This window comes from Pseudomonas sp. GCEP-101 (assembly GCF_025133575.1).
Lineage (GTDB): Bacteria > Pseudomonadota > Gammaproteobacteria > Pseudomonadales > Pseudomonadaceae > Pseudomonas > Pseudomonas nitroreducens_B.
This window is the reverse complement of the sequence record NZ_CP104011.1, coordinates 192750-218767: the sequence shown is the minus strand read 5'-3', so window position 1 is coordinate 218767 and position 26018 is coordinate 192750. Positions and strand designations below refer to the sequence as shown.

Here is a 26018-nt window from a genome sequence, read left to right as displayed (position 1 = left end):
CAGGAGACTGCGATGCCGGATATCGATGCGCGCCTGCGCGAGGACGTTCACCTGCTCGGCGAACTGCTCGGGCAGACCATCCGCGCCCAGTACGGGCAAGGCTTCCTCGACAAGATCGAACTGATCCGCACCGGCGCCAAGGCGGCCCGGCGCGGCTCCGCCGAGGGCGCCAAACAGCTCACCGCGACGCTCGACGGCCTGGGCGAGGACGAACTGCTGCCGGTGGCCCGCGCCTTCAACCAGTTCCTCAACCTCGCCAACATCGCCGAGCAGTACCACCGCATCCGCCGGCGCACGCCCAAGGAGCCGGAACCCTTCGAAAACCGCGTGCTTGCCGAGTTGCTCGGCCGCCTGCGCAAATCCGGCCTCGGCGCCGAGGGCCTGGCGCGGCAAGTGGCGGAGCTGGAGATCGAGCTGGTGCTCACCGCGCACCCCACCGAGGTGGCGCGCCGCACGCTGATCCAGAAGTACGACGCCATCGCCGCGCAACTGGCCGCCGGCGACCATGCCGACCTGCTGCCCGAAGAGCGCCAGGCGGTGAAGGAGAAGCTCCAGCGTCTGATCGCCGAGGCCTGGCACACCGACGAGATCCGCCGCACCCGGCCCACCCCGGTGGACGAGGCGAAATGGGGCTTCGCGGTGATCGAGCACTCGCTCTGGCACGCACTGCCAGCCTTCCTTCGCCACGTCGACCGCACCCTGCAGGATACCCTCGGCGAACGCCTGCCGCTGACCGCCGCGCCGGTCCGCTTTGCGTCGTGGATGGGCGGCGACCGCGACGGCAACCCCAACGTCACCGCGGCCATCACCCGCGAGGTGCTGCTGCTGGCGCGCTGGATGGCGGCCGACCTGTACCTGCGCGACGTCGACAGCCTGGCCGCGGAACTCTCCATGCAGCAGGCCAGCGATGAGCTGCGCGCGGAAGTCGGCGACCTCGCCGAACCCTATCGCGCGCTGCTCAAGCAATTGCGCGAACGCCTGCGCGCCACCCGGGCCTGGGCCGAGCGCGCCATCCACAGCGGCGAGGAGCAGGGCGCCGAGGTGCTGCAGGACAACCGCGAGCTGCTGGAGCCGCTGCAGCTCTGCTATCGCTCGCTGCAGGCCTGCGGCATGGGCGTGATCGCCGACGGCGACCTGCTCGACACCCTGCGCCGAGCGGCCACGTTCGGCCTGTTCCTGGCGCGCCTGGATGTGCGCCAGGATTCCACCCGCCACGCCCGGGCGATGAGCGAAATCACCGAGTACCTGGGCCTGGGCAACTACGGGGAGTGGGACGAAAGCGTGCGCCAGGAATTCCTCCTGGAAGAGCTGGCCAGCCGCCGTCCGCTGCTGCCGGCCAACTATCAGGCTTCGCCAGAGACCGCCGAAGTCCTTGCCACCTGCCGCGTGGTGGCCCAGGCGCCGGCGGCCTCGCTGGGCTCCTACGTCATCTCCATGGCCGGGCAGCCGTCCGACGTGCTCGCCGTCCAGTTGCTGCTCAAGGAATGCGGGCTGCAGCGGCCGATGCGCGTGGTGCCGCTGTTCGAGACGCTGGATGATCTCGACAATGCCGGGCCCTGCATCGACCGCCTGCTCAGCCTGGACAGCTACCGCACGCGCCTGGCCGGGCCGCAGGAAGTGATGATCGGCTACTCCGACTCGGCCAAGGACGCCGGCACCCTGGCCGCCGCCTGGGCGCAGTACCGCGCCCAGGAGGCGCTGGTGGACATCTGCCGCCAGCACGGCGTCGAGCTGCTGCTGTTCCATGGCCGCGGCGGTACCGTCGGCCGTGGCGGCGGCCCGGCCCATGCGGCGATCCTCTCGCAGCCGCCGGGCTCGGTGGCTGGGCGCTTCCGCACCACCGAGCAGGGCGAGATGATCCGCTTCAAGTTCGGCCTGCCGGACATCGCCGAGCAGAACCTCAACCTCTACCTGGCCGCTGTGCTGGAGGCCACCCTGCAGCCGCCGCCGGTGCCCGAGCCCGCCTGGCGCGAGGAGATGGACCGCCTGGCCGCGGACGGGGTGCTGGCCTACCGCGCGGTAGTGCGCGACAACCCCCAGTTCGTCGACTACTTCCGCGAGGCCACGCCGGAACAGGAGCTCGGCCGCCTGCCGCTGGGCAGCCGCCCGGCCAAGCGCCGGGAGGGCGGGGTGGAAAGCCTGCGGGCGATCCCGTGGATCTTCGCCTGGACCCAGACCCGCCTGATGCTGCCGGCGTGGCTGGGCTGGGAAGACGCCCTGTTCAGGGCCATCGAGCGTGGCGAAGGGGCGCTGCTGTCGCGCATGCGCAAGGAGTGGCCGTTCTTCACCACGCGCATCGACATGCTGGAGATGGTGCTGGCCAAGGCCGACCGGGAAATCGCCCAACTCTACGACGAGCGTCTGGTGCAATCGGAACTGCGACCATTAGGTGCGCATTTACGCGACCTATTGTCGCAGTCGGTGCGCGTGGTGCTGGGGCTGACCGGGCAATCGCAGTTGCTCGCCCACGCCGCCGAGACGCGTGAATCCATTGGCGTGCGCAATACCTACCTGGACCCGCTGCACCTGCTCCAGGCCGAACTGCTGGCGCGCTCGCGGCGCTGCACGGGCGACGCCTGCGGCGGTCTGGAGCAGGCCATGCTGGTGACGGTGGCGGGCATCGCGGCGGGGCTGCGCAACACCGGCTGAGGTATCGGCACCCCCCACCAAAGGTGGATTGCCCAGCGGCCAGATGAGATTAATTTGAAGGCTGATCCCGGGTGCGGAAGTGGCCCGGGATCGGCGTGCGCAGTCCCCATGGCCGGCTTGTGTGGTGTGGGACCGCTGTGTATCGTGAGCAACCTTTCGGCGCGCATCTGCGCCATTCCAAGCATGATGAGATTGGCCCCACGAGGCGGATCCGTGATTTCGCTTAACAAGTATTAAGGAGCATATCGATGCGTGTGATTCTGCTCGGGGCGCCCGGTGCCGGCAAAGGTACCCAGGCTCGCTTCATCACTGAGAAGTTCGGCATTCCGCAGATTTCCACCGGCGACATGCTGCGTGCGGCGGTCAAGGCTGGCACCGAGCTCGGCCTGCAAGCCAAGAGCGTGATGGACGCCGGCGGCCTGGTATCCGATGACCTGATCATCAACCTGGTCAAGGAACGTATCGCCCAGCCCGACTGCGCCAAGGGCTTCCTGTTCGATGGCTTCCCGCGCACCATTCCCCAGGCCGAGGCCATGAAGGAAGCGGGCGTCGCCATCGACCACGTGGTCGAGATCGCCGTGGACGACGAGGAAATCGTCGGCCGCATCGCCGGTCGCCGCGTGCACCCGGCCTCGGGTCGCGTCTACCACGTCGAGCACAATCCGCCGAAGGTGGAAGGCAAGGACGACGAGACCGGCGAAGAGCTGATTCAGCGCGAAGACGACAAGGAAGCCACCGTGCGTCACCGCCTGTCGGTCTACCATTCGCAGACCAAGCCGCTGGTCGACTTCTACCAGAAGCTGGCCGCTGCCCAGGGCACGCCGAAGTACACCCGCGTCGAGGGTGTCGGTTCGGTCGAGCAGATCACCGCCAAGGTGCTCGGCGCGCTGAGCTGATCCATCGCCGTATCAGCCAAAGGCCCGCACACGCGGGCCTTTGGCGTTTATAATGCCCGCCCGTTTTTCTCGCCCTATGGAATACACCATGCCCACGCTGCTGGCCCTGGATACCTCGACCGAAGCCTGTTCCGTCGCCCTGCTGCATGACGGCCGCCGGTTCGTGCGCCACGAGGTGATCCCGCGCCTGCACGCCCAGCGCTTGCTGCCCATGGTGCAGGAGATCCTCGACGAGGCCGGCATCGCGCTGTCCGCCGTGGACTCCATCGCCTTCGGGCGCGGCCCCGGCGCCTTTACCGGCGTGCGCATCGCCATCGGCGTGGTGCAGGGCCTGGCGTTCGCCCTGCAGAAGCCGGTGCTGCCGATCTCCGACCTGGCCGTACTGGCCCAGCGCGCCTACCGCGAGCACGGCGCGAGCCAGGTAGCGGCGGCCATCGATGCGCGCATGGACGAGGTGTACTGGGGCTGCTACCGCCTGGAACAGGGCGAGATGCGCCTGGCCGGCGCCGAGGCGGTGCTGCCGCCCGAGCACGTCGAGCTGCCGCGCGATGCCCAGGGCGAATGGTTCGGTTCCGGCACCGGCTGGGGCTTCGAGGAGCGCCTGGCGGTGAAGGTCGCCGCCCGCGACGCCAGCCTGCTGCCGCACGCAGAGGACCTGCTGAGCCTGGCCGAGTTCGCCTGGGCGCGCGGCGAGGCGGTTGACGCAGAGCAGGCCCAGCCGGTGTACCTGCGCGACAACGTGGCGACCCCGAAGAAAGCCTGACCTGCGCCAATTGACCGCAGCGGACCCCGCTCGCTAGAGTGGCTGCATCCCCACTGAGTTTTCGCCATGCGTATCGACGGCTTCACCTCCACATCCCAAACACCGGAGCGCGCTTCCCGAACGGGCACCGCGGTGACTCCGTATCGGGACGTGCAGCGTGACCTCGAGACCCGCCGCGAGCAGCCCGCACCGAGTTCGGCCAGCCAGGGGTTCGACGCGCAGTCGCAGACCCGCCGCGTCGAATCCTCCAGCGCCAGCAGCTACAGCGTGCCGGCCACCCTGCGCGACAACCTCGACTACCAGCGCCCGCTGACCTCCCGCGCGGCCCAGGCCCTGGCCAGCTACACCAGCACCGCCAGCATGGTGGCCCAGTACGAGGGCCAGGAAGTCGTCGGTCTCGACCTCTACGCCTGATGCACCTGCCGTACTACCTCGGCTGCCCCTCCTGGAACGAGCCCGCCTGGCGCGGGACCTTCTATCCCGCTGATCTGCGTCCGGCCGACACCCTGGGGTTCTACTCCCAGGTGTTCAACGCCGTGGAAGGCAACACCACGTTCTACGCGCGCCCCAACGCCGACACCCTGGCGCGCTGGGCGCAGACCATGCCGGCCACCTTCCGCTTCTGCGCCAAGCTGCCGCGCGATATCAGCCACGAAGGCGACCTGCGTGGCCAACTGGAAACCACCCAGGACTTCCTCGACCTGCTGGCGCCGCTGGGCCCGCGCGTCGCGCCGCTGTGGTTGCAGGTGTCCGCCGGCTTCGGTCCGGACCGCCTCGGCGAACTGGCCGCCTGGCTGGACGCCTTCGCCGGGCGGCGCATCGCCGTGGAAGTGCGCCACCCGGCGTTCTTCGCCAAGGGCGACGAGGAGCGGGCGCTGAACCGCCTGCTGCTGGAGCGCGGCGTCGAGCGCATCTGCCTCGATTCGCGGGCGCTGTTCGCCGTGCAGTCCGACGATCCGGCGGTGCTCCATGCCCAGTCCAAGAAACCCAGGGTGCCGGTGCGCCCGGCGGCCTTCAGCGACAGTCCGCAGGTACGCTTCATCGGCGGGCCGGACCTGGACGCCAATGAGGTCCACCTCACCCCCTGGGTCGGCAAGGTGGCCGAGTGGATCGAGCAGGGCCTGACGCCCTACGTGTTCCTCCACACCCCGGACAACCATCGCGCCGCCGAACAGGCGCAACGCTTCCATGCGCTGCTGCGCGAGCGCCTGCCCGGGCTGCCGCCGCTGGTCGAACCCAAGCCGGAAGTGGAACAGCTCGGCCTGCTCTGACGCGCCAACTGTGCATGGCGCGCGGCAGGTGAGGGGGCTAACCTGCTCCTTCCCCCGTTCGGCAAGGAGACCGCCATGACTGCCCAACCCCAGCGTACCCAACAGGAGCGCGGCGAAGCCTTCCGTGCGCTGCACCAGCGCGACGGCCTGTTCGTCCTGCCCAACCCCTGGGACGCCGGCTCGGCGAAGATGCTCGCCCATCTGGGGTTCGAAGCCCTGGCCACCACCAGCGCCGGTCTGGCCTTCGCCCTGGGCCGGCGTGACGCGGAGGGCGCGGTGAGCCGCGATGAAGCCCTGGCCAACGCGCGGGAGATCGTCGAGGCAACGCCGCTGCCGGTGGCGGCCGATCTGGAAAACGGCTACGGCGATACGCCGGAAGACTGCGCCGAGACCATCGCCCTGGCCGCTGCCTGCGGGCTGGTGGGTGGCTCCATCGAGGACGCCAGTGGGCGCGCAGAGGCGCCGATCTACCCGCTGGAGCTGGCGGTGGAGCGCGTCACTGCCGCCGTACAGGCGGCCCGCGCGCTGCCGTTCCCCTTCACCCTGGCGGCGCGGGCGGAGAACTTCCTGCATGGCCGCGCCGACCTGGACGACACCATCCGCCGCCTGGTGGCCTTCGCCGACGCCGGCGCCGACGTGCTCTATGCGCCGGGCCTGAAGACCCGCGAGGAAATCGCGGCGGTGGTGCGCGCGGTCGCGCCGCGCCCGGTCAATGTCCTGGTCGGCTCGCCCGCCGTGCAATTGAGCCTCGATGAACTGGCCGAACTGGGCGTGAAGCGCGTCAGCGTCGGTTCGACCCTGGCGCGGGCGGCCTACGGTGCGTTCTTCAGCGCGTCCGAGGCCCTGGCCAAGGGCGACCTGACGCCCATGCACGGCGCCATGCCATTCGACCGCATCAACGGACTGTTCCGAGGCTGACGCTTGCGCCGGTGGTTGTTCGGTTTCTTTGTTGCCGGCGCAGGCCTCGCGCTGGCGCTGCAGCAGCACTGGGTGACGCTGCCGGATCGCTGGAACCCCTGGGCGCCGCTGGATGTGCGCGATGAGCCGAACCTGCTGACCCGCTACAAGCTCTGGCGCCTGCGCGATGACCCGGCGCTGTGCCGGCTGGCGCTGCAAAGCTCCGACCTCAAGGCCCAGCCCATGGCCGACAGCGAACCGATGGCCGGCTGCCCGCTGCAGAATGTCTGGCGGGTGCAGGCCGCAGACGTGCGGTTGAGCAGCAGTTTCCTCGCCAGTTGCCCGCTGGCGGTGAGCTTTGCGTTGTTCGAACGTCACGGCCTGCAACCGGTTGCGCGGGAAATCTACGGCCAACCGGTGGCGGCGGTGGAGCACCTGGGCAGCTTCGCCTGCCGCAACATCTATGGCCGCGCCGACGCCCGTCGTAGCCAGCATGCTACGGCCAATGCGCTGGATATCGCGGCCTTCCGCCTGGCCGATGGCCGGCGCATCGTGGTGGCCAGGGACTGGAGCGGAGACGGTGATGCCGCGCGCTTCCTGCATGCCGTGCGCAATCGCGCCTGCGGCCACTTCGATGGCGTGCTCGGCCCGGACTACAACCGCGCGCATCACGATCACTTCCACCTCGACCTGGGTGGATGGCAGATCTGCCGTTGAGTCCGCGAGCCCGGTGCTGCGGTAGAATCGCGGTTTTTGCCAGGATTGCCCCGCCATGACCGAAGTCCTCACCCCGCCGCGCATCGTCGTCCAGGCGCTTGCGCCTGCCTGGCAGGCCGCCGCCGAGCAGTGGGCGCAGCGGCTCGGGTTGCCGATGGGCGAGGGCGAGGCGGATTTCGCCCTGCAGCTCGGCAATGACGGCCTGCAACTGCTGCAACTGGGCCCGGATTCGCCCGGCCCGGTGCGGGTGGACTTCCTCGAGGGCGCTGCCGCGCATCGCCGGCAATTCGGCGGTGGTGCCGGGCAGATGATCGCCAAGGCCGTTGGCATCCAGCAGGGCGTGCGCCCCCGCGTGCTGGACGCCACCGCCGGGCTGGGCAAGGACGCCTTCGTGCTGGCGACTCTGGGTTGCGAAATGGACCTGACCGAGCGCCAGCCGATCATCGCCGCACTGCTGGAAGACGGCCTGGCCCGTGCGGCGGGGGATGTCGAGGTGGGCGCCATCGTTGCGCGCATGCGCCTGCTGCAGGGCAACGCCATCGAACGCATGGCCGCCTGGGACGGGGACGCGCCGCAGGTGATCTACCTCGACCCGATGTTCCCGCACCGCGACAAGAGCGCGCTGGTGAAGAAGGAAATGCGCCTGTTCCGCCCGCTGGTGGGCGACGACCTCGACGCCCCGGCGCTGCTGGCGGCGGCGCTGAAGCTGGCCAGCCACCGCGTGGTGGTCAAGCGCCCGCGCAAGGCGCCGATCATCGAGGGACAGAAGCCCAGCTACAGCCTGGAAGGCAAATCCAGCCGGTACGACATCTATCCGCTGAAAAGCCTGAAGGGCTGACGTTCATCTCCCGGGTCCGAAGCTCTGCGTAGGAGCGGACTCCGTCCGCGATAGCCACCGGCGCGAGGCGGATCTATCGCGGACAAAGTCCGCTCCTACAGAGAGAGTGCGATACCTGTAGGAGCGAGCTTGCTCGCGAACGAACTATCCAACGGCTCCCATGCTGAGCGGGTTCGCGAGCAAGCTCGCTCCTACAAAAAGCAGGGAATCAGGGCGCAAACGCCCTAAGGAACAAGGCCACCACTTCCTGCACATGCGCCTCGGCTTCCTCCGGCGTTGGCGGATTCTCGCAGCCGATCAGCAGGCGGAAGTGCACGCAGCCCTGCACCAGCATGAGGAAATGCTCGGCCGCCCGCCGCGGGCAGTCCATCTTCAGCTTGCCCTGCTGGCGGGCTTGCTCCAGCAGGCGCTCCATCTGGTCCAACACGCGCTGCGGGCCGGCCTCGAAGAACAGCTGCGACAGGTGCGGGTTGCCCGCGCCCTGGGCGACCATCAGCCGGCTCATGGCAATTGCCTCCGGGCTGTTGATCAACTGGTTGAAACCCCGCCCCAGGTTCAGCAGCAGGCTTTCCAGCGGCGCGTCGGCCGGCGGTTCGGCGAACAGCTCGGGCATGCGCTCGGCGCACTTGGACTGCACCGCTTCGACGAACAGCGTCTCCTTGTCCGTGAAGTGGCTGTACACGGTGAGCTTGGACACCCCGGCCTCGGCGGCGATGGCCTCCATGCTGCTGCCGTCGTAGCCGTGGCAGACGAACAGCTCCTTGGCAGCTTCGAGAATGGCCTTGCGCTTGGCGGGGTCCTTGGGGCGACCCGGTCCGTTCGATGAGTTCGTTGGTGACATGTCTTTACATTTCTAATACTGGACTGATGGGTTCTGTATTTTTACTATACCGGGGAGTATAAGAATTCCAACCGCGTTTTGCGAAAGGTCACACATCATGTTCCGCCATGCTCTGTCTGTCGCGCTGCCTGCTGCCCTCATCCTTTCCCTTTCCGCCTGCGGTAACGGCGAGCCCGCGAAGCCTGTGGTGCGCCCGGCCATCGTCATCCAGCCGTTGCCGGCGCGGGATATCACCGAGGCCTATCCCGGTGAGGTGCATGCGCGCCACGAGCCGGAACTGGCTTTCCGCATCGGTGGCAAGGTCAGCAAGCGCCTGGTGGAAACCGGCGAGCGGGTGAAGAAGGACCAGCCGCTGGCGGAACTCGATCCTGAAGACGTTCGCCTGCAGCTCGAGGCCACGCGCGCCCAGGTGGCCGCCGCCGAAGCCAACCTGCAGACCGTGCGCTCCGAGTACGCCCGCTACAAGACCCTGCTGGAACGCCAACTGGTCAGCCAGTCGCAATTCGACAACATCGAGAACACCTACCGCGCCGGCGAGGCGCGGGTGAAACAGATCCGCGCCGAATACGACGTTGCCCGCAACCAGGCCGACTACGCCGTGCTGCGCTCGCCCCAGGACGGCGTGATCGCCACCCGTCGGGTAGAAGTCGGGCAGGTGGTGGCCGCCGGACAGACGGTCTTCACACTGGCCGCCGACGGCGACCGCGAGGTGCTGATCAGCTTCCCGGAACACGCCTTCGAACGCTTCCGCGTCGGCGAGGCCGTGAGCGTCGAGCTCTGGTCGCAGCGCGACAAGCGTTTCAGCGGCAAGATTCGCGAGTTGTCCCCGGCGGCCGATCCCCAGTCGCGCACCTTCGCCGCGCGGGTGGCGTTCGACGACGCCAAGGTGCCGGCCGAGCTGGGCCAGAGCGCCCGCGTCTATGTCCATGCCGAAGGCGCCGTGCCGCTGGCCGTGCCGCTCGCCGCGCTGACCTCGGAGGCCGGCCAGCCGTTCGTCTGGGTGGTCGATCCGCAGACCTCTACCCTGCATCGCCGGCCGGTGCGCATCGGCCCCTACGCTGAGGACCGCGTGCCGGTGCTCGAAGGCCTGAAGGATGGCGACTGGGTGGTGGCAGCGGGTGTCCAGATGCTGCGCGAGGGGCAGGAGGTACGGCCTGTCGACCGGGAGAATCGGTCGATCAAGCTGGTGGCGAAGGAGTAACGCCCGATGCAATTCAACCTGTCCGCCTGGGCGCTGCAGAATCGCTCCATCGTCCTGTACCTGATGCTCCTGCTGGGCATCGTCGGTGCGCTGTCCTACACCAAGCTGGGGCAGAGCGAGGACCCGCCGTTCACCTTCAAGGCCATGGTGGTGAAGACCAACTGGCCGGGCGCGACGGCGGAGGAAGTCTCGCGCCAGGTGACCGAGCGCATCGAGAAGAAGCTGATGGAGACCGGTGATTTCGACCGCATCGTCTCCTTCTCCCGCCCCGGCGAATCCCAGGTGACCTTCGTCGCCCGTGAGGACTTCCATTCCCGCGACATTCCCGAGCTCTGGTACCAGATCCGCAAGAAGGTCAACGACATCCGCTACACCCTGCCACAGGGCATCCAGGGGCCGTTCTTCAACGACGAGTTCGGCACCACCTTCGGCAACATCTACGCGCTGTCGGGCAAGGGCTTCGACTACGCGGTGCTCAAGGACTACGCCGACCGCCTGCAACTGCAATTGCAGCGGATCAAGGACGTCGGCAAGGTCGAGCTGGTCGGCCTGCAGGATGAGAAGATCTGGATCGACCTGTCCAACACCAAGCTCGCCACCCTCGGCCTGCCGCTGGCGGCGGTGCAGAAGGCGCTGGAGGAGCAGAACGCGGTGACCGCCACCGGCTTCTTCGAGACGGCGACCGACCGCGTGCAACTGCGCGTCTCCGGTCGTTTCGATTCGGTGGACGACATCCGCGCCTTCCCGATCCGGGTCGGCGACCGCACCTTCCGCATCGGCGACGTGGCCGACGTGCACCGCGGCTTCAACGACCCGCCCGCGCCGCGCATGCGCTTCATGGGCGAGGACGCCATCGGCATCGCCGTGGCCATGAAGGACGGCGGCGACATCCTGGTGCTGGGCCAGAAGCTCGACGCCGAGTTCGAACGCCTGCAGCAGACGCTGCCGGCGGGCATGGAGCTGCGCAAGGTGTCCGACCAGCCGGCGGCCGTGCGCGAGGGCGTGGGCGAGTTCGTCCGCGTGCTGGCCGAGGCGCTGATCATCGTGCTGCTGGTGAGCTTCTTCTCCCTCGGCCTGCGCACCGGCCTGGTGGTGGCACTGTCGATTCCGCTGGTGCTGGCGATGACCTTCGCCTGCATGTACTACTTCGGCATCGGCCTGCACAAGATTTCCCTCGGCGCACTGGTGCTGGCGCTGGGGCTGCTGGTGGACGACGCGATCATCGCCGTGGAAATGATGGCGGTGAAGATGGAGCAGGGCTACGACCGGCTCAAGGCGGCGAGCTACGCCTGGACCAGCACGGCGTTCCCGATGCTGACCGGCACGCTGGTCACCGCTGCCGGCTTCCTGCCGATCGCCACTGCGCAATCGGGCACCGGCGAATACACCCGCTCGCTGTTCCAGGTGGTGACCATCGCGCTGCTGGTGTCGTGGATCGCCGCCGTGGTCTTCGTGCCGTACCTGGGCGAAAAACTGTTGCCCGACCTGGCCAAGCGTCACGCGGAGAAACACGGCGGCAGCGACAAGGGCCATGATCCGTACTCGACGCCGTTCTACCAGCGTTTCCGCCGCGTGGTGGAGTGGTGCGTGCGCTACCGCAAGACGGTGATCCTGCTCACCGTGGCGGCGTTCATCGGCTCGATCATGCTGTTCCGCCTGGTGCCGCAGCAGTTCTTCCCGCCGTCGGCGCGCCTGGAACTGCTGGTGGACCTGAAGCTCGCCGAAGGCGATTCGCTGACCGCCACCGCCGAGCAGGTCAATCGCCTGGAGAAGATGCTCGCCGAGCATCCGGGGATTGATAACTACGTGGCCTACGTGGGCACCGGTTCGCCGCGCTTCTACCTGCCGCTGGACCAGCAACTGCCCGCGGCGAGCTTCGCGCAGTTCGTGGTGCTGGCGAAGAACCTGGAGGCCCGCGAGGAAGTCCGCCAGTGGCTGATCAAGCACATGAACGAAGACTTCCCCACCCTGCGCACGCGTATCAGCCGCCTGGAGAACGGGCCGCCGGTGGGGTACCCGGTGCAGTTCCGCGTCTCCGGCGAACACATTCCCGAAGTCCGCGAACTGGCGCGCAAGGTCGCCGACAAGATGCGCGAAAACCCCCACGTGGTGAACGTGCACCTGGACTGGGAAGAGCCGAGCAAGGCGATCTTCCTCGATATCGACCAGGAGCGCGCCCGCGCCCTGGGCGTGAGCACCTCGGACATCTCGCAGTTCCTGCAGAGCTCGCTGACCGGCTCCACCGTCAGCTTCTACCGCGAGGACAACGAGCTGATCGAAATCCTCCTGCGTGGCGACGAGCGCGGCCGGCATGACCTGTCGCAGCTGCCCAGCCTGTCGATGCAGACCAGCAGCGGTCGCAGCGTAGCGCTGTCGCAGGTGGCGACGCTGGAGTACGGCTTCGAGGAAGGCATCATCTGGCGGCGCAACCGCCTGCCCACCGTGACCGTGCGCGCCGACATCTACGACGACTCGCTGCCGGCCACCCTGGTGAAGCAGATCTCGCCGACGCTGGACCCGATCCGCGCGCAACTGCCCGACGGCTACCTGCTGGAGGTCGGCGGCACCGTGGAGGACTCGGCCAAGGGGCAGAACTCGGTGAACGCCGGCGTGCCGCTGTTCATCGTGGTGGTGCTGAGCCTGCTGATGATCCAGCTGCGCAGCTTCTCGCGGATGATCATGGTGTTCCTCACCGCACCCCTGGGCCTGATCGGGGTGACCCTGTTCCTGCTGGCGTTCCAGAAGCCCTTCGGCTTCGTCGCCATGCTCGGCACCATCGCCCTGGCGGGTATGATCATGCGCAACTCGGTGATCCTCGTGGACCAGATCGAACAGGACCGCGCCCACGGCCTGGACACCTGGCACGCCATCATCGAGGCCACGGTGCGACGCTTCCGCCCCATCGTGCTGACCGCGTTGGCGGCCGTGCTGGCGATGATCCCGCTGTCGCGCAGCGTGTTCTTCGGCCCGATGGCGGTGGCGATCATGGGCGGTCTGATCGTCGCCACGGCGCTGACCCTGCTGTTCCTGCCGGCGCTGTACGCGGCGTGGTTCAGGGTGAAGAAAGAGGCCTAGCTCGGTATTCCCTGTAGGAGCGCGCCCTGCCCGCGATCGCGCGCAGGGCGCGCTCCTACAGATTGAAGCGATTTCCAGCTCTGGCGTGGGGCGAGGTGTTTTCGCAGGATGGCATAAAGCGAAGCGATACCCGTTGCCTGCGTTCTCTGGCGTGCTGTCGCGGGCATGGCCCGCTCCTACAGGCGATAACTGAACAGGCATGAAAAAGCCCGGCAATTGCCGGGCTTTTTCTGTCTACAGGCGGAATTCAGAGCACCCCGAAGACCTTCTTCGCCAGGCCGGTGGCCGCGGCGGTCGGGTTCTGGCGGATGGTCTTTTCCTGCTCGGCAATGAGCTTGAACAGGCCGTCCAGCGCCTCCTCGGTCACGTAGTTCTCGATGTTCGCATTCTTGGCATCGACCACGCCGAAGGCGGCGGCCTGGCTGGCGAACGCGTTGTACTGCTTGGCCACGCCGACCTGGTCGGTGGCCTGCTTGATGATCGGCAGGAACTTGGCGCGCAGCTGATCGCGGCTGCTGCGGTTCAGGTAATCGGTGGCGGAGTGGTCGCCGCCCTGCAGGATGCCCTTGGCGTCGGTCACGGTCATCTTCTTCACCGCGTCCACCAGCAGCGCCTGGGCCTGCGGCATGGCGGCCTCGGCCGCCTTGTTCATGCTCGCTTCGAGCTGGTCGACCTGGGCGCCCATGCCGAACTGTTTCATGGTCTTGGCGGCCTTGCCCAGCTTGCCGGGCAGTTCGATGCGCACGGCCGGGTCATTGCTGAAGCCGCCCGGCTGGCTGAGCTGCTTCACGGCCACCTGGGCGCCCTGGGTCAGCGCGTCCTTCAGGCCGCCGGTGGCGTCGCTCTGGCTGAGATCGGAAAGGGACAGGGCGAAGGCATTGACGGACAGCAGGGCGCCGGCCAGCAGAACGGGGAATCGCAGCATCGGTACTTCCTTGGTGAAACCCGACGGCTGGAGTAGCCGCCGGGGTGAAAATGAAGGAGCGAGATTAACGGAGGATGGCCACTGGGGAAAACCCGCCGGCGCGGTGAATCAGCGCACAGGATCGACACGCACACGCAGCGGTTGCGGGTCGCTGCCGTCGAGGCGGACGCTGTGGCGCTCGGTGGTGATGAACAGCACCCGGCCATGGTCTTCGATGCGGGCGCTGACCGCGTAGCTATGACCCGGCTTGACCTCGCTGCGGTCGTACTCGAGGTGGAAGGCCTGCGGGACCTGACGGCCTGGCGCCAACTGCTGCTGAGCGAGGTCAATCGCCGGCGCGTCCGCCAGCGACACGTCCTGCAGGCGCACGGTCACCTGCGCCGTCGGCGGCAGGGCGATGCGTTGCAGGTAGAAGACTTCACCGTCGAGTGACGCCTTGTCGGCGGATGGCGTGGAACTGCACGCGGCGAGCACGCCGGTCATCAGCAGCAGGGGAAGGGTTTTCATGGCGGAGCTCTCCTTGGTTCCAGGGCGCGTCAGACCATTGTGGCGGACATTGGTTTCGGCGCCATTTGACGGGCGAGCGTCGAGTTATTTCACGATGCGTCCGAACAGGTTCTGGAACATCACCTGATCACGACCATCGGTGAGGTCATACAGCGAGTAGTAATGGTTGAGCATCGCGCCGCCGTCGCGGGTCAGCGGGTTCCAGGAGAGGTTGGCGCGGCGCATGGTGGAGCTGCTCATCAGCTCGTCGAAGGGGATCGACACATAGATGCCCTTGTCGAAGCTGCCTTCGCCGAACTCTTCCTTGCTGGCGGTGGTGAGGGTGACCCAGGTGCCGAAGCGCACGCCGTTCCTGAACTGGCGGGACAGGTCGAAGGTGCTACCCCAGTCGCGCGCCAGGTAGCGGCCGGCGCTGACGGTGGCGAGGATGTCCTGGAAGCCGGTCTGCCAGTAGAGGGTGACGAAGCCGGTGGCCGTCTGGTAATCGCGCAGGCCGAAGTGCTGGTCGAAATCGCGCTGGCGAACCAGGTCGAGGTTGGCGCCCAGGGCCCAGTCCGAGCCCATGGGGCGGTACAGCAGCTCGCCGCCGACGCCGGCGTACATACTTTCCAGGTAGCCGCCGTACACCATGCCGTAGAGGTCCTGGTCCAGGCGCGCGGTCTTGTTCAGCTGGAAGGTGGGCAGGGTGAGGTCGGACGTGGTCATGTATTTCCGGACGTCCGTGCGCACGCGCGGCAAGCCGCTGGGGGCGTCGTACTTGAAGTTGTCGTAGTTGTTGATCAGGTTGGCGCTGAGCAGACCGTTCCACCACAGGCTGGGGGTGAAGCGGTATTCGCTGTCGAGGTCGGCGGTGAATTGGTAGAGCAGGAAGTTGTCCGGCCCGCCGATGCTCTGGTTGTAGCCCAGGCCGAGGTTATAGCTGAAGGGATCGGGCCGCTGGGCGTAGAGCAGTTCTTCCTCCTGCGGCAGCGGCACGTTCTGTTCGGTGGTGCGGCGCAGGTCGGCCAGCGGGCGTTCCTGGTTCGCCACGTCACGGAATACGTTGCGCGGTACGCTGGTTTCCACCACGGGTTGCCCGTAACGGCTATCGACGACAGTGAACCACTGGACGTCGTCATCGGTGCTGTTATCGAGAATGCGCGCGGCGCGGCCGACGGCTTCGGCCGGATAGAGGTAGCGGGACTGCTCACCGTAGACGACGACTTCGCTGTCCTTGCGGGTGATGCGATCGACCTTGTAGCCGGCGTTGTCCGCGAGGCGGCGTGACACGTCGGCCCAATCTGTCGGGGTTTGCTGATGGCCTTGGGCGTTATCCGCCAGTGGCTCCGGCGCCGGGTCGGCTACCTTGGCGGGCGCCTGGCGGGTGGCGAAGTTGGTATGCAGGGTGATACCGAACATGGCTGTATTGCCGCGCTCGAAGGCGGCGTGCAGGTCCACCGAGTCGGCGGTCTTGAACACCATGCCGATGTTGAACGGCGATTTCTGCTTCTGGTTGTTGTTCAGGGGTTCGCGCTGGTAGTCGTTGCCGTCGTATTCGAGCTTGACCGAGAGGCGATCCCAGGGCGTTTGCCAGTTGATGCCGCCGAAGGGGGAGGGGCGGCCGCGGAAGTAGGCACTCGCATCGAGCGAGCCAGCATTATTCACATCACTGGTGGGCATCGGGCGACTGTTGAATCGGTCATCGACCCAGCCAAGGGGATTACCCAGCTCGCCTCGGTTGCCAATATAACCCCAGGCGAGCCCTAGGCTGAAATCAAGGTCGCCGACACGCTTGTTGCCGACAAAGTATTCGCTGGAGAAAAGACCGGTACCACCGATGTCGCGCCCACCCAAGGCTATTTCAGGTGCCCAGCGACTCTCCTGCAGCAGACGGAGTTTGACGTCGAAGGCCTTGTCTTTGTAGCTCTGGTCGCCGCTGAAGTCCTCCGCACCGTATCTACGGTTACTGATAGAGGTGTAGCGGAAGGTCCCCTCCATCCAGTCGAACGGCTGCAGCGAGAAGCTATAGCGCGAGTAGGGATCGGTGCGGTTGGCGTTGATGCTGATCTCCCCCGCCGGCGCCATGCGCGCAGTAGGGGTTTGCAGCAGGCCGACGCCGCCAAAATCGTTCTGGGTAAAGCGAGGTTCGGCGCTCACCAGCGTGGTGGTCGCCAGCAGGGCGTAAAGGCCATGGTGACGTTTCATGGAGCCTCCGCCGGTAGAGATTGAGTGGCAAGGAACTCGGCCAGCTCCTGATTCAACTCAGGGGCAATGGTTTTGATTTCATTGGCGTCCAGCGGCACCAATAGCACCGCGCCGGGCGCCGGGGGGGCGCCTTCTTCGCGGTTCCACAGGGCGATGCCGAGGCGCGTCACCTGACCATCTGGCTGAATCACGTAGAGGTAATCCGGGTCCGCGTCGGCCAGCGCAGGGCACTGCTGCGCATAGCGATCAGCTTGCTGCAGGGGGACGAAGGGTAGAGTGCAGTCGCTCGCTACCGCGCCGGTGACCCGCACGCTGGCGGGGCGCTGCGGGAATATCAGCCGGTCGCCTTCCTGCAGCGTTGGTGAACGCGCCGCGTTGAGTTCCACGGCGAGCGGGTCGAGGTGATAGACCTGCCGGCCGGTTACTGGCAGCGCGCTCACCTGCTCCTTCAACTGATGCGCGGCGTTGGCGAGGCTGGGCTTGTCCTGCAATTGCGCCAGGCGCTCCAGTTGGATCAGATCGAACAGGATGCCGGCCTTCAGCCGTGTTTGTTCGGCTCTCAGACCCTGGCGTTGCCAGGATGCACCGAGCCAGTAGCCGAGCGGGTCCACCCGCAGTTGCCCGAGAAACTGGCCCAGGCGCAAGTCTTCGGGGACTTCCATCTTTCCTGGGGCAGGTAGGGCGCCCAGTACTTCGATTCGCGTACTGGCGAGCAGAGTGGTGCTGACCGCGAGGCACGCCAGCAGGCAACAAAGCCGGGAGAGCTTCATGGTTTCTCCCGGAGCGGGCGCAGTTGGGTGATGGTGATATTCAAGCCAGGCGCGACTTGCTGGCGGCTTTGCATCACAAAGCCGTCGCTCGGGTCGACCCAATAATGATTGGTGGAGGACAGGCCACTAACGGGGGCGCGCAGCGTCTCGTCTACGCGAAGCAAGGTCAGATCCTGGTCGAGAATCCGGACCCTTTCGGTCCCCTTGCGTTGGAAGCTGCCGCTGAGTGGAACATCCAACTGATAGCCAGCCCCGAGGTCGATCCAGCGTTGGCTTGGCTGGCCGTCCGCGACCTGGTGTAACCCATGCTGGAACGGCGCCTCAGCACTCAGGCGCGTTCCCAGCAGGTCGTTCGGGAAGCCCAAGGTGCGCACCACGAGCCCTTTCTCAAGCAGCAAAAACTGCCCCGAGGACGCACGCCAGAACTGCCGATCGCCCTGGGTGCGTACCAGGGCCATCACCGCCGAGCCGTACTCGGAGCTGACTTGCATCTGGTAGTAGGGCAGCGCCTCGACCTGGGCGCGGGTCAGCTCCAGCGACGCCGGGCGGCTGAGGCTCGCGCCGAGCGTATCCAAGGAGCCTCGCATCAGTGGGTTGCAGGCACTTAGCGAGGCGGTAAGCGCAGCCAGCGCCAGCAAGCGAAGGGCTTTCATGGCGAGAAATCAGTTGTTGGTGAGGTTGTGCTGGACGGTCGAACCGGTACCGATGATGCCGGCCGACGGTACCAATTGGCTGATCAGGCGGTTCCAGCGCGTCACGCCGGCCGGGCCGACATACACCACGTCCTGCGGTTGCAGCTGGAACTGCTGGGCCAGGATGAACGCGGTGGGCGAGTTGGCGTCGAGCTGGAAGACCTTGGCGCGCTCGGTCTCCAGGTTCTCCACGCCACGAATGACGTAGACCGCCTTGCCGTTGGCCGTGGTCTGGTTCAGGCCGCCCACGCTCCCCAGCGCATCGGCCAGGTTCATGTCGCGGGTCTTGAAGGTCAGCGCGCGCGGTGTATTTACCTCGCCCATCAGGTAGACCTTCTTGCGGTCGTTGTAGGGCAGGTAGATGCGGTCGCCATCTTTCAGATAGAGGCTGTAGAGGTCAGAACCCTGGGCCGTATTGAGGGCATCCAGGTTCAGGTGAAACAGCTGCTTGTCGCGCTGCAGCGTCAAGCCGGAGAGATCCGCGTTGGTGGAGTCCAATTCGGCCGCGCCAATGGCTTCCATCAGCGTCAGCGGCGTGGCAGTGATTGCTTGCTGCCCGGCCTTCAGGAAGGCGCCATTGAGCACCACGCGCTGGCTGGCGTAGCGCATCACCGCGATGTCCACCTGCGGTTGCTCGACATAATTGGACAGCGCGCGGGTGATGGTGCCGCGAACGTCCTCGATGGTTCGGCCACTGACCTTGATCTGGCCGATATACGGATAGAACAACGTGCCGTCAGGGCGTACCAGGCGACCGTTCGCATCGATCTGCTGTTGCTGCCCGGCTGGCGAAGTCAGCTCCGGATGGTCCCACACGGTGATGTAGAGCAGGTCGCCCGCACCGATGCGATAGCTTTCGGGGCGATAGTCGATCAGCTCCTGTGGGATGGCTTCCTGCTGTTGCGTTGCCGCCTGCACCGTGAGCAATTTGGGCGTGATCTGCACTAACTGGACGCGGCTCGACTCGGCAGAGTCCTCCTGCATCAGTCGCCCTGTATCGAGATTTTGGCCAGGGGAAAACATGCATCCCTGGAGTGCAAGAGCGGACAGGACGGCGAGCGACAACGGACGGATCATGGGGCGGCTACATAAGAGGAATTGGCGGAAGGCGCGTCGCGCCGGTTTCGATGGCACAGGTGCTGGCCAGGAGGCTGCGCAAGGTAGCAACTGGACCTTGGAGCGGATGTAGGAAAAGGCGAATAGGTAAAGGCAGGAAATTCGTTAACGACGGCGGATTTGGCTAGTACGCGTTCTTATGCACGAAGCCCTTAAACAGGGTGAGGAAGACGATCTTCAGGTCCCACCACAAGGACCAGTTGTTGATGTAAGCGAGGTCAAATTCGACGCGCTTCTGCATCTTCTCAAGGGTGTCGGTCTCGCCGCGCCAGCCATTTACCTGTGCCCATCCCGTGATGCCCGGCTTCACCTTGTGGCGCAGCATGTAGCTGCTGATCTGCCCGCGGTATTGCTCGTTGTGGGCAATGGCATGTGGGCGCGGGCCGACTATGGACATATCGCCCATTAGCACGTTGATGAACTGCGGTAATTCATCCAAGGACGTACGCCGCAGGAACGCGCCAACCGGGGTAATGCGTGAGTCGTTGCGCGTTGCCTGGGTAACCGTCGCACCATTTTCCATCACTCTCATACTGCGGAACTTCCAGACCTCGATGGAGCGGCCATCGATGCCATAGCGCTTTTGCCGGAAGAACACCGGGCCGGGGGAGGTGAACTTCACCGCAGCGGAAATCAGCAGCATGGGGATGGCGATTAGGCAGAGGATCAGTGTGGACAGCACGACATCTTCCAAGCGCTTGACCACTGCACTGGCTCCCACCATGGGGCTATCGAAGATGCTGATAGTGGGGATTCCGTCGATGTTCTGGGTGCGCGCATGGAGTAGATCGAACACGAAGACGTCGGGCACGATATAGACCGAGGTGGTGGTATCGCTCAGTTGCTCCACCAGCCATTTGATGCGGGCTTCGCTGCGCATGGGCAGGGCAATATAGACGCGGTCTAGCTTGCCCATGCGGGCCTGTTCAACCAAATCTTCCAGCTTACCAGAAATAGGCAGATTTACTTTGCCGTAGCCCAAGCTAATCGAGTCGTGAAGCTTGTCGTCAAAAAAGCCGGTTAGCTCTAACCCCATCCACGGTGCACTGGCCATGTTGGTCGCCAACCGCTGCCCAAGCGCGCCTGCTCCAGCAATGGCCACGGAGCGGGCATTAAAGCCGCGACGCCGTAGAGCATGCAGGGCAGAGCGCAATAACACACGGTAGCCACACAGGCTAACTAGTACCAAAGAGAACCACTGGATTTGCCCGGTACTATTAAGCACGGTGATTTCCGGGCTGAGGTAGTCCATGACAGCAACTCCCGCAAAACTGACTGCCTATATACCACAAACTTTGCGCAACTCGTCGCGAACTCTTTCTCCACGCCATGATACGTAAAGTTGCGCAAAATCACTGAGCAGATAAAAGATAACCAAAGCAAACAGCATTGCAATGACTGTTGAATAGTCCCATGCAGCTTTATCGGCAATGATTGCCATGCCCATGCCGGCGCAAATTACGCAGAGGTCGAGCAATTTTTGCAGGACGGACATGGAGGCTTGGTGGGGGCGGAGGATTCCGCGGTCAATACGATTCATTTGCTATGTCTCAAAGCAAGTGTATTTGAGAGACTTGATGAATTAGGGATGGACCTAAAAGTAGATCATGTGAGTTGCGAGAGGGATGGCACTAGTGAAAATAGGGGGTGACAGAGTTGCCCAAGGGGCCGCCCAAAAGTATTTGGTTCGTACAAAACAGTCGCAAGAACGGTTCTATATTAAGTGACGTATAAAATATAATGCGCCGATAGGGTAATCAAATGCATATCGGTGCCACAGCCGTTTTGGCTCTTTAAAAATTCTGTAGGCCCATCTTAAGTGAAGGCGATCAATAAAATTTGGATAATAGGATTTTCCTGATGAGTTTGTTATCTGGTCGAAAAAACCGCCGCAAGTGAACCCGGTCCCATGCCAACCCATTTCTCGTAAATCCAAGAGGGAAAGTTCTTGCTTGGGAGTTCCCATTGAGCTAATCACGATATCACAATCGAGAAAGGTTCTTAATATAAGCTCTCTTTCACTGTCGGGGAAATAACCTGAATTTATTGTAATGTCTTGGATCTCGTATCTTTCTTGAATTATATCCTTGGCTTTCGCGATTACAGTTGGAGATGATCCTATCATGCCTAGCTTTAATCGGTTAACGGCGGCGTAGTTGAAAACGATAGGCGCTATTGATGTGTCATCAAAGCTTACCCGATCAATTTTTCTTCCGAAAATCTTAAGTAGTACGCAGAGCGAAATACCATCCGGATGGAAAAGGAAATTTGATAGAATTCTGTCCTTTTCAGAGGAGGTCATTATTTTTTTAAAAGAATACGGGTTGATAAAAGTGTAAAGTTTCCCAAGAGTATAATTGAAGTTACTCTGTATATTGGATTTCATAAGATTTCTGGCTTTAGAGTGTCATGTGAGATTTTTGCCTTTCTGCAGAGAGGGCAATAGTAAGTCCAAGTGCAACGTAAGCATTGTTTAATGAGGATACTGATAGAGAAGTAATAAGAACTATGCCGAGAATGCATGCAATTTGGGTTTTGGAGTATTTTGATTTGGATAGCAGCAGTGCTACCGCTGTTATTAAGGCTATCAGTATTAATATTCCGTGATCAAATATCGCTCTCAATATATAGGAATGCAGGGCTACTGAGTAACAAGTCCCATTTCCTCGGTAACTCATCAGCGAGCTGTAGTATGATAATGCCCCACATGTATATGAGCTTAAAGGGGTAAGACGTTCTGAACCAACAAGATATTTTAGTAAGCCCCAGTCCCTAACTTCGTATAAAAATAAATTAAAGAATCGTATCCTATCGATAGAATCAATACTGTTTTCAGCTAAACGATCATAAAAAACATAATATGCGCCTATTGCGCTTGCTAGGAGTAGAACCGCCCCCAGTAGTGTCTTTCTATCGATTCCTCGTATGGTCATAAAGAAAATTGTAAATGCTAAAGCAAAAATAGAAGATCTGGATCCAGAGATAAAGAATATATATATTATTAATCCTATCCATAATGGTTGCAGAGTGTTTGACCTGGTGTAGTACGCGTAATAAGCTATTAGGAGGAATATTAACTCGTAGTTATTTTCCGTGAAAAGAATTGGGCGTGAAATCCCCAAGGCAATGCGGGATATAGAGTATTTAATGGCAAGTATAATTATTAGCGACTTTAAAAATAATTCAAGTTTGGCTAATGGAATTTTTGCTCCTCTTGAACAGAATGACAGTAGTATTAGGTAGTAAAAAGCTTTAAATGCAAGTGCAAAATCTAAAACGTCAACTCTATTTAGGGCTACAGAGTATATTAATGAAGAAAAAATATATATAGTAGCTAATATTGTTATTGCTAGTTGCGGTTGAGCAATCCTAATAGGAGGCGCAAGGCAGAACAATAAAGTAACTAATTCAAATATTATAGTTGCTGGAGATGATTCTGCGGAAAAATTTAGAACAGTGCTGACTATTGCCAGTGCGAGAATTGGAGTTATTACTATGCTATGACGCGAAACTATTATTCCTCTTGTTAGCTTCATTTTGTGCATAGCGCTGCACTCTCAATAATGAAGTCCCATAGGTAAAGGCTAAATCGTTTTGCGCTATGCGATTTTGTAGCAAAGCTATTCAATAAAGTGTACGTCGACCGATTGAAGGTGTAATGCTCCAATGCATATAAGATAGTTTCACCTAAATCTTTTGCATTGCTAGAAGTTCGAAATCCTACAGCGCTAGGAACGATTTTATAAGTTTCACCAACATCAGTAGCTATTATGTAAGCGCCTGAAGATAAAGCTTCCAGTATTGCCTGAGAAGGGTAGTTCTCATCAGCTTGTAGTGACAATAAAAATTTTGTTTTTGAGAAAACTCCAAAAGGATCTTTAGTTTTTTTAAGGGAAATATTGAAGTCTTTAAACGCCTCAACTTCAGATCGAATCTGGTTTTCAAGTGGTCCACTACCAAATATTCCTATGGATTTAATATCTCCAGATCTCCCTAAAGTTTTTATATATTGAAGAGCAGAAAAGAGAAGATCGTGCCCCTTTTTGGAGTGTAAACGGCACATCATTACCAAGTCGTACTCTTTTTCCTCTGAATAATGTGCCTTTGTATAATCAGTGAACGAACAAGGAGATACTTGTATATTTGAGCAAAAGGCCACTTCTTTAGAAAATAACGTGCTTATGTTTTTTTTAATTCCATCCGATAGAAAATCTATTCCTCGAGCACGCTTTATACTGTGCCTCCATATAGTCCTTCGGATATAACTAAAATCTCTCATGGTGTTTCGGCTTGAGTCTACAATAGACAAAGAATAAGTAATTCCAAGCGGGCGAAGCACTAAGCTATGAATAAATGAATAGATAGATGGATCAACAGGGTAGTGAATATGACGTATTCTATTTTTTAAAGAGTAAAAAATTAGAAGAATTGCGTTTACAATATGATATATAGCATAAGTCTTTCCCGGCTTTGCAACTCCTCCGGGCATACAGATAATGCCTTTTTTAGATTTTAATATTCCGGCTGCATTGAGTGATTTTATGGAGGATTTATTTGCTATTAGCAAGATATTTCCGAAATCAATCAAATAATCAGCGAATGCTCTGGCAAATCTGCGTTCCGCGCCGCCGAAATTGTCATGACAGTTTAAAAATATAGCATTACTACGTGGGGATTTTCCCGTGTTGAATTGAAACATTATTTTTTCAGACCAGTTAAAAGTTTTTTTATTTCTTTAGCCGGACAGCCTCCGATTACGATATTGCCTTCCTTAAAGCTCTTAGTAACAACGGATCCTGCGGCGACTATCGTGGCATCTCCAAGCTCCACGCCAGGAAGGATTACGGAGTTCATACCTATCCAACACTTTCTTCCAATTACCACGTCCTCGCTTATGGAGTGTTTATCTAGGTCCATTAGGTCGTGGTTCGAAGTGATTATTCCAACATTTGGGGCGATGTAACTTCCTTTGCCTATATGAATATGGCCTTTGAAATTTTGAAAATAAGTTCCGGGGGATTGGAAGTTATTCAAATCGTCTCTGTCGAAAGTTATATTGTTATAGTTAGAAACTCGGCATGTTAAATTAATTGGCCAAGGTGCTGGTGACTCAATTCGAAGTATATTTCTTTGCCAGACAGTCTTTACTGCCCAAAGATATCCGGATGAGTATTCTTCGAACCATCGTCCACTTAGATATTTTGAACGGAAAAACAAATTTAGAATAGTGTATAAGGTTTTTTTAATTAATGAGTTCAATCTCATATTAAGATATCCATTTTAATATATAGATCCCGAAGCACGCAGATAGTATCCAGAACCCAATGTAGTACGCTGATTCAGTCAATGCGCTAAAAATCTTTATAATCGGTATACCGGCGCATCTGGTGAAAACCAATGTACAGGTGAGATAAAATATAAACCCAGAAACTGCGTAGTATTCCGAAGCAAGGCTCGATTTAAGCCCATAGCTAAAATAAAACACGCCTCCTGCACGTATTGAAAAGCCGAATATCGTGAGCAAAAGCATAAGTTTTTGGCGATTGAGTACATGTCCAATCATTGATATGGGAGAGGATATAAATTGGAGAGCTACCCAAGGTGTAATCCAAGCAGCAAGTACTCCGGCTCTAGACCAGTCCTTTCCGAAGATATATGGAAAAAGAAAAGGAGAAAGAGTACCAGCAAATATAATCGGACCTATACCTACTTTCATTAGGTTAACAAGGGTTTTATAGGTTAGTGATGATAGATTTCCCTCGCGATGTGCTTGGGGTGCATGGGTTAAATACACTTGAGAAATCGCACTACCCAGTAGTGAAAGTGGTGATTGCAGAATACGAGAAGCGAGCATTAAGTAGCCTGCTTCTGGACCTGCAAGTGCTGTGGATATTAGGATAAACGGTAGTTGTATTCCAGCTGTATTCGCTAGGGATTCAATTGTTGAATATTTTGGAAAGTTTTTATACTTTCGTAGTGTGATAAAAAGGCTACGCGGACTAATATATGCTAGATGCTTTATGTCCAACTGAGTGAAAGCTTTCGCTAGCCGGAATATACCAGTACTGCTGTGTAATATTTGGCCTAGAATAAGGATTATAGGTGTTTGTATAAAGTAGCCTGCTCCAATTTGGGTTGACACAGCAGCAAGCGATTGTTCGAATTTTGTTCTTGCGATAACAGAAAAGAGCTTTTTTCGGGTAGCCCAATATTGGAGAGCATTGTACGTGCTTGAGAGAAATACACCCAGCGGCAAAATCCATGCATAGTTATAGATAACAGAAGGAAGCACTCGTGATAATAGATGCTCTGGAATAATTAATATTATAAAAAGTATCAGCGACGATGTAGCTATCGAGAAAATTATGGAGAGAAAAAGTAGATGAATTGATTCAGAGTCGCGCTTTGGTAGTGGTATAGCTAAATCTAGTCGTAAACAGGCTGCGGTTGAAAATATTCCAGATATTGCTATAAAGGCTGATAGATCACTAAACTGTTCTGGGCTGTATAGCCTAGTTACAACTGGGAGGGCCAAAACTAAAATTAACTGAGCGCCTGCGGTGCCACCTGCTAATAGAATAACAGCGCGAAAGAATTTGTTTTCTCGTGCCATTAAGCGTAGATTCTTTAACATCTCATTTTAACTTTAAAGTTGGACAAATAAGTCGGGGCTTAT

The 26018-nt window shown here is 60.4% G+C and carries 22 protein-coding genes and 1 pseudogene; 10 read left to right on the top strand and 13 right to left on the bottom strand.

Annotated features, from left to right (window positions below; translation table 11 throughout):
* Positions 1-12: 12 nt before the first annotated feature.
* The 8 genes from ppc to N0B71_RS00955 all read left to right on the top strand — a co-directional run bounded on the left by ppc (position 13) and on the right by N0B71_RS00955 (position 8031).
* A complete protein-coding gene (gene ppc / locus N0B71_RS00990; protein ID WP_259756657.1) occupies positions 13-2649 on the top strand; it encodes a phosphoenolpyruvate carboxylase in 2637 nt (878 codons plus the stop codon).
* A 248-nt stretch (positions 2650-2897) separates the two neighbouring features.
* Positions 2898-3545 (top strand): adenylate kinase, encoded by a 648-nt coding sequence (gene adk, locus N0B71_RS00985; RefSeq protein ID WP_259756656.1) that lies wholly within the window; start codon positions 2898-2900, stop codon positions 3543-3545.
* 88 nt (positions 3546-3633) lie between these two features.
* A complete protein-coding gene (gene tsaB, locus N0B71_RS00980; protein ID WP_259756655.1) occupies positions 3634-4308 on the top strand; it encodes a tRNA (adenosine(37)-N6)-threonylcarbamoyltransferase complex dimerization subunit type 1 TsaB in 675 nt (224 codons plus the stop codon).
* 66 nt (positions 4309-4374) lie between these two features.
* Positions 4375-4722 (top strand): hypothetical protein, encoded by a 348-nt coding sequence (locus N0B71_RS00975; protein ID WP_259756654.1) that lies wholly within the window; start codon positions 4375-4377, stop codon positions 4720-4722.
* A complete protein-coding gene (locus tag N0B71_RS00970; protein WP_259759709.1) occupies positions 4719-5579 on the top strand; it encodes a DUF72 domain-containing protein in 861 nt (286 codons plus the stop codon). Before N0B71_RS00975 ends, N0B71_RS00970 begins: the two co-directional genes overlap by 4 nt.
* Positions 5580-5654: 75 nt before the next feature.
* Positions 5655-6497 (top strand): isocitrate lyase/PEP mutase family protein, encoded by an 843-nt coding sequence (locus N0B71_RS00965; RefSeq protein ID WP_259756653.1) that lies wholly within the window; start codon positions 5655-5657, stop codon positions 6495-6497.
* 3 nt (positions 6498-6500) lie between these two features.
* A complete protein-coding gene (locus tag N0B71_RS00960; protein WP_442964642.1) occupies positions 6501-7193 on the top strand; it encodes an extensin-like domain-containing protein in 693 nt (230 codons plus the stop codon).
* Between the two features lie 55 nt (positions 7194-7248).
* Positions 7249-8031 carry a class I SAM-dependent methyltransferase gene (locus N0B71_RS00955; protein ID WP_259756652.1) on the top strand — a complete coding sequence of 261 codons (783 nt, stop codon included), beginning with the start codon at positions 7249-7251 and terminating at the stop codon, positions 8029-8031.
* A gap of 208 nt (positions 8032-8239) precedes the next feature.
* On the opposite strand, the gene N0B71_RS00950 is transcribed toward N0B71_RS00955, so the two are convergent.
* Positions 8240-8872 (bottom strand): TetR/AcrR family transcriptional regulator, encoded by a 633-nt coding sequence (locus N0B71_RS00950; protein WP_259756651.1) that lies wholly within the window; start codon positions 8870-8872, stop codon positions 8240-8242.
* 97 nt (positions 8873-8969) lie between these two features.
* Here N0B71_RS00950 and N0B71_RS00945 point away from each other — a divergent pair, with 97 nt between their 5' ends.
* Entirely contained in the window at positions 8970-10073 is a 1104-nt protein-coding gene (locus N0B71_RS00945; protein ID WP_259756650.1) for an efflux RND transporter periplasmic adaptor subunit, read from the top strand.
* 6 nt (positions 10074-10079) lie between these two features.
* On the top strand, positions 10080-13148 hold the full coding sequence (locus N0B71_RS00940; protein ID WP_259756649.1) for an efflux RND transporter permease subunit: 3069 nt from the start codon (positions 10080-10082) through the stop codon (positions 13146-13148).
* Between the two features lie 247 nt (positions 13149-13395).
* Here N0B71_RS00940 and N0B71_RS00935 read toward each other — a convergent pair whose 3' ends face one another.
* From N0B71_RS00935 to N0B71_RS00875, 12 genes and pseudogenes are all read right to left on the bottom strand, one after another.
* The gene (locus N0B71_RS00935; RefSeq protein ID WP_259756648.1) at positions 13396-14073 is read right to left on the bottom strand and encodes a DUF4197 domain-containing protein; all 678 of its coding nucleotides are present in this window, start codon (positions 14071-14073) and stop codon (positions 13396-13398) included.
* A 108-nt stretch (positions 14074-14181) separates the two neighbouring features.
* Positions 14182-14580 carry a YbaY family lipoprotein gene (locus N0B71_RS00930; RefSeq protein WP_259756647.1) on the bottom strand — a complete coding sequence of 133 codons (399 nt, stop codon included), beginning with the start codon at positions 14578-14580 and terminating at the stop codon, positions 14182-14184.
* A gap of 84 nt (positions 14581-14664) precedes the next feature.
* Complete coding sequence (locus tag N0B71_RS00925; RefSeq protein ID WP_259756646.1) at positions 14665-16764, bottom strand: YjbH domain-containing protein; 2100 nt, start codon at positions 16762-16764, stop codon at positions 14665-14667.
* The gene (locus N0B71_RS00920) at positions 16761-17534 is read right to left on the bottom strand and encodes a capsule biosynthesis GfcC family protein (protein WP_259756645.1); all 774 of its coding nucleotides are present in this window, start codon (positions 17532-17534) and stop codon (positions 16761-16763) included. The genes N0B71_RS00925 and N0B71_RS00920 overlap by 4 nt, the downstream gene beginning before the upstream one ends.
* Positions 17531-18187, bottom strand: coding sequence for a YjbF family lipoprotein (locus N0B71_RS00915; RefSeq protein ID WP_259756644.1), 657 nt, complete (start codon positions 18185-18187; stop codon positions 17531-17533). Before N0B71_RS00915 ends, N0B71_RS00920 begins: the two co-directional genes overlap by 4 nt.
* 9 nt (positions 18188-18196) lie before the next feature.
* Positions 18197-19303 (bottom strand): polysaccharide biosynthesis/export family protein, encoded by a 1107-nt coding sequence (locus N0B71_RS00910; protein ID WP_259756643.1) that lies wholly within the window; start codon positions 19301-19303, stop codon positions 18197-18199.
* 163 nt (positions 19304-19466) lie between these two features.
* Positions 19467-20882: pseudogene (locus tag N0B71_RS00905) on the bottom strand (undecaprenyl-phosphate glucose phosphotransferase).
* Between the two features lie 174 nt (positions 20883-21056).
* Positions 21057-21728, bottom strand: coding sequence for a WecB/TagA/CpsF family glycosyltransferase (locus tag N0B71_RS00895; RefSeq protein WP_259756639.1), 672 nt, complete (start codon positions 21726-21728; stop codon positions 21057-21059).
* 13 nt (positions 21729-21741) lie between these two features.
* The gene (locus N0B71_RS00890; protein ID WP_259756637.1) at positions 21742-22887 is read right to left on the bottom strand and encodes a hypothetical protein; all 1146 of its coding nucleotides are present in this window, start codon (positions 22885-22887) and stop codon (positions 21742-21744) included.
* Positions 22875-24041, bottom strand: a complete 1167-nt coding sequence (locus N0B71_RS00885; protein ID WP_259756636.1) for a glycosyltransferase — start codon at positions 24039-24041, stop codon at positions 22875-22877. Before N0B71_RS00885 ends, N0B71_RS00890 begins: the two co-directional genes overlap by 13 nt.
* Positions 24041-24376: an acyltransferase gene (locus tag N0B71_RS00880; RefSeq protein WP_259756635.1), complete on the bottom strand. Its 336-nt coding sequence runs from the start codon at positions 24374-24376 to the stop codon at positions 24041-24043. The genes N0B71_RS00885 and N0B71_RS00880 overlap by 1 nt, the downstream gene beginning before the upstream one ends.
* Positions 24377-24608: 232 nt before the next feature.
* Positions 24609-25955, bottom strand: coding sequence for a lipopolysaccharide biosynthesis protein (locus tag N0B71_RS00875; RefSeq protein ID WP_259756633.1), 1347 nt, complete (start codon positions 25953-25955; stop codon positions 24609-24611).
* Between the last annotated feature and the right edge of the window lie 63 nt (positions 25956-26018).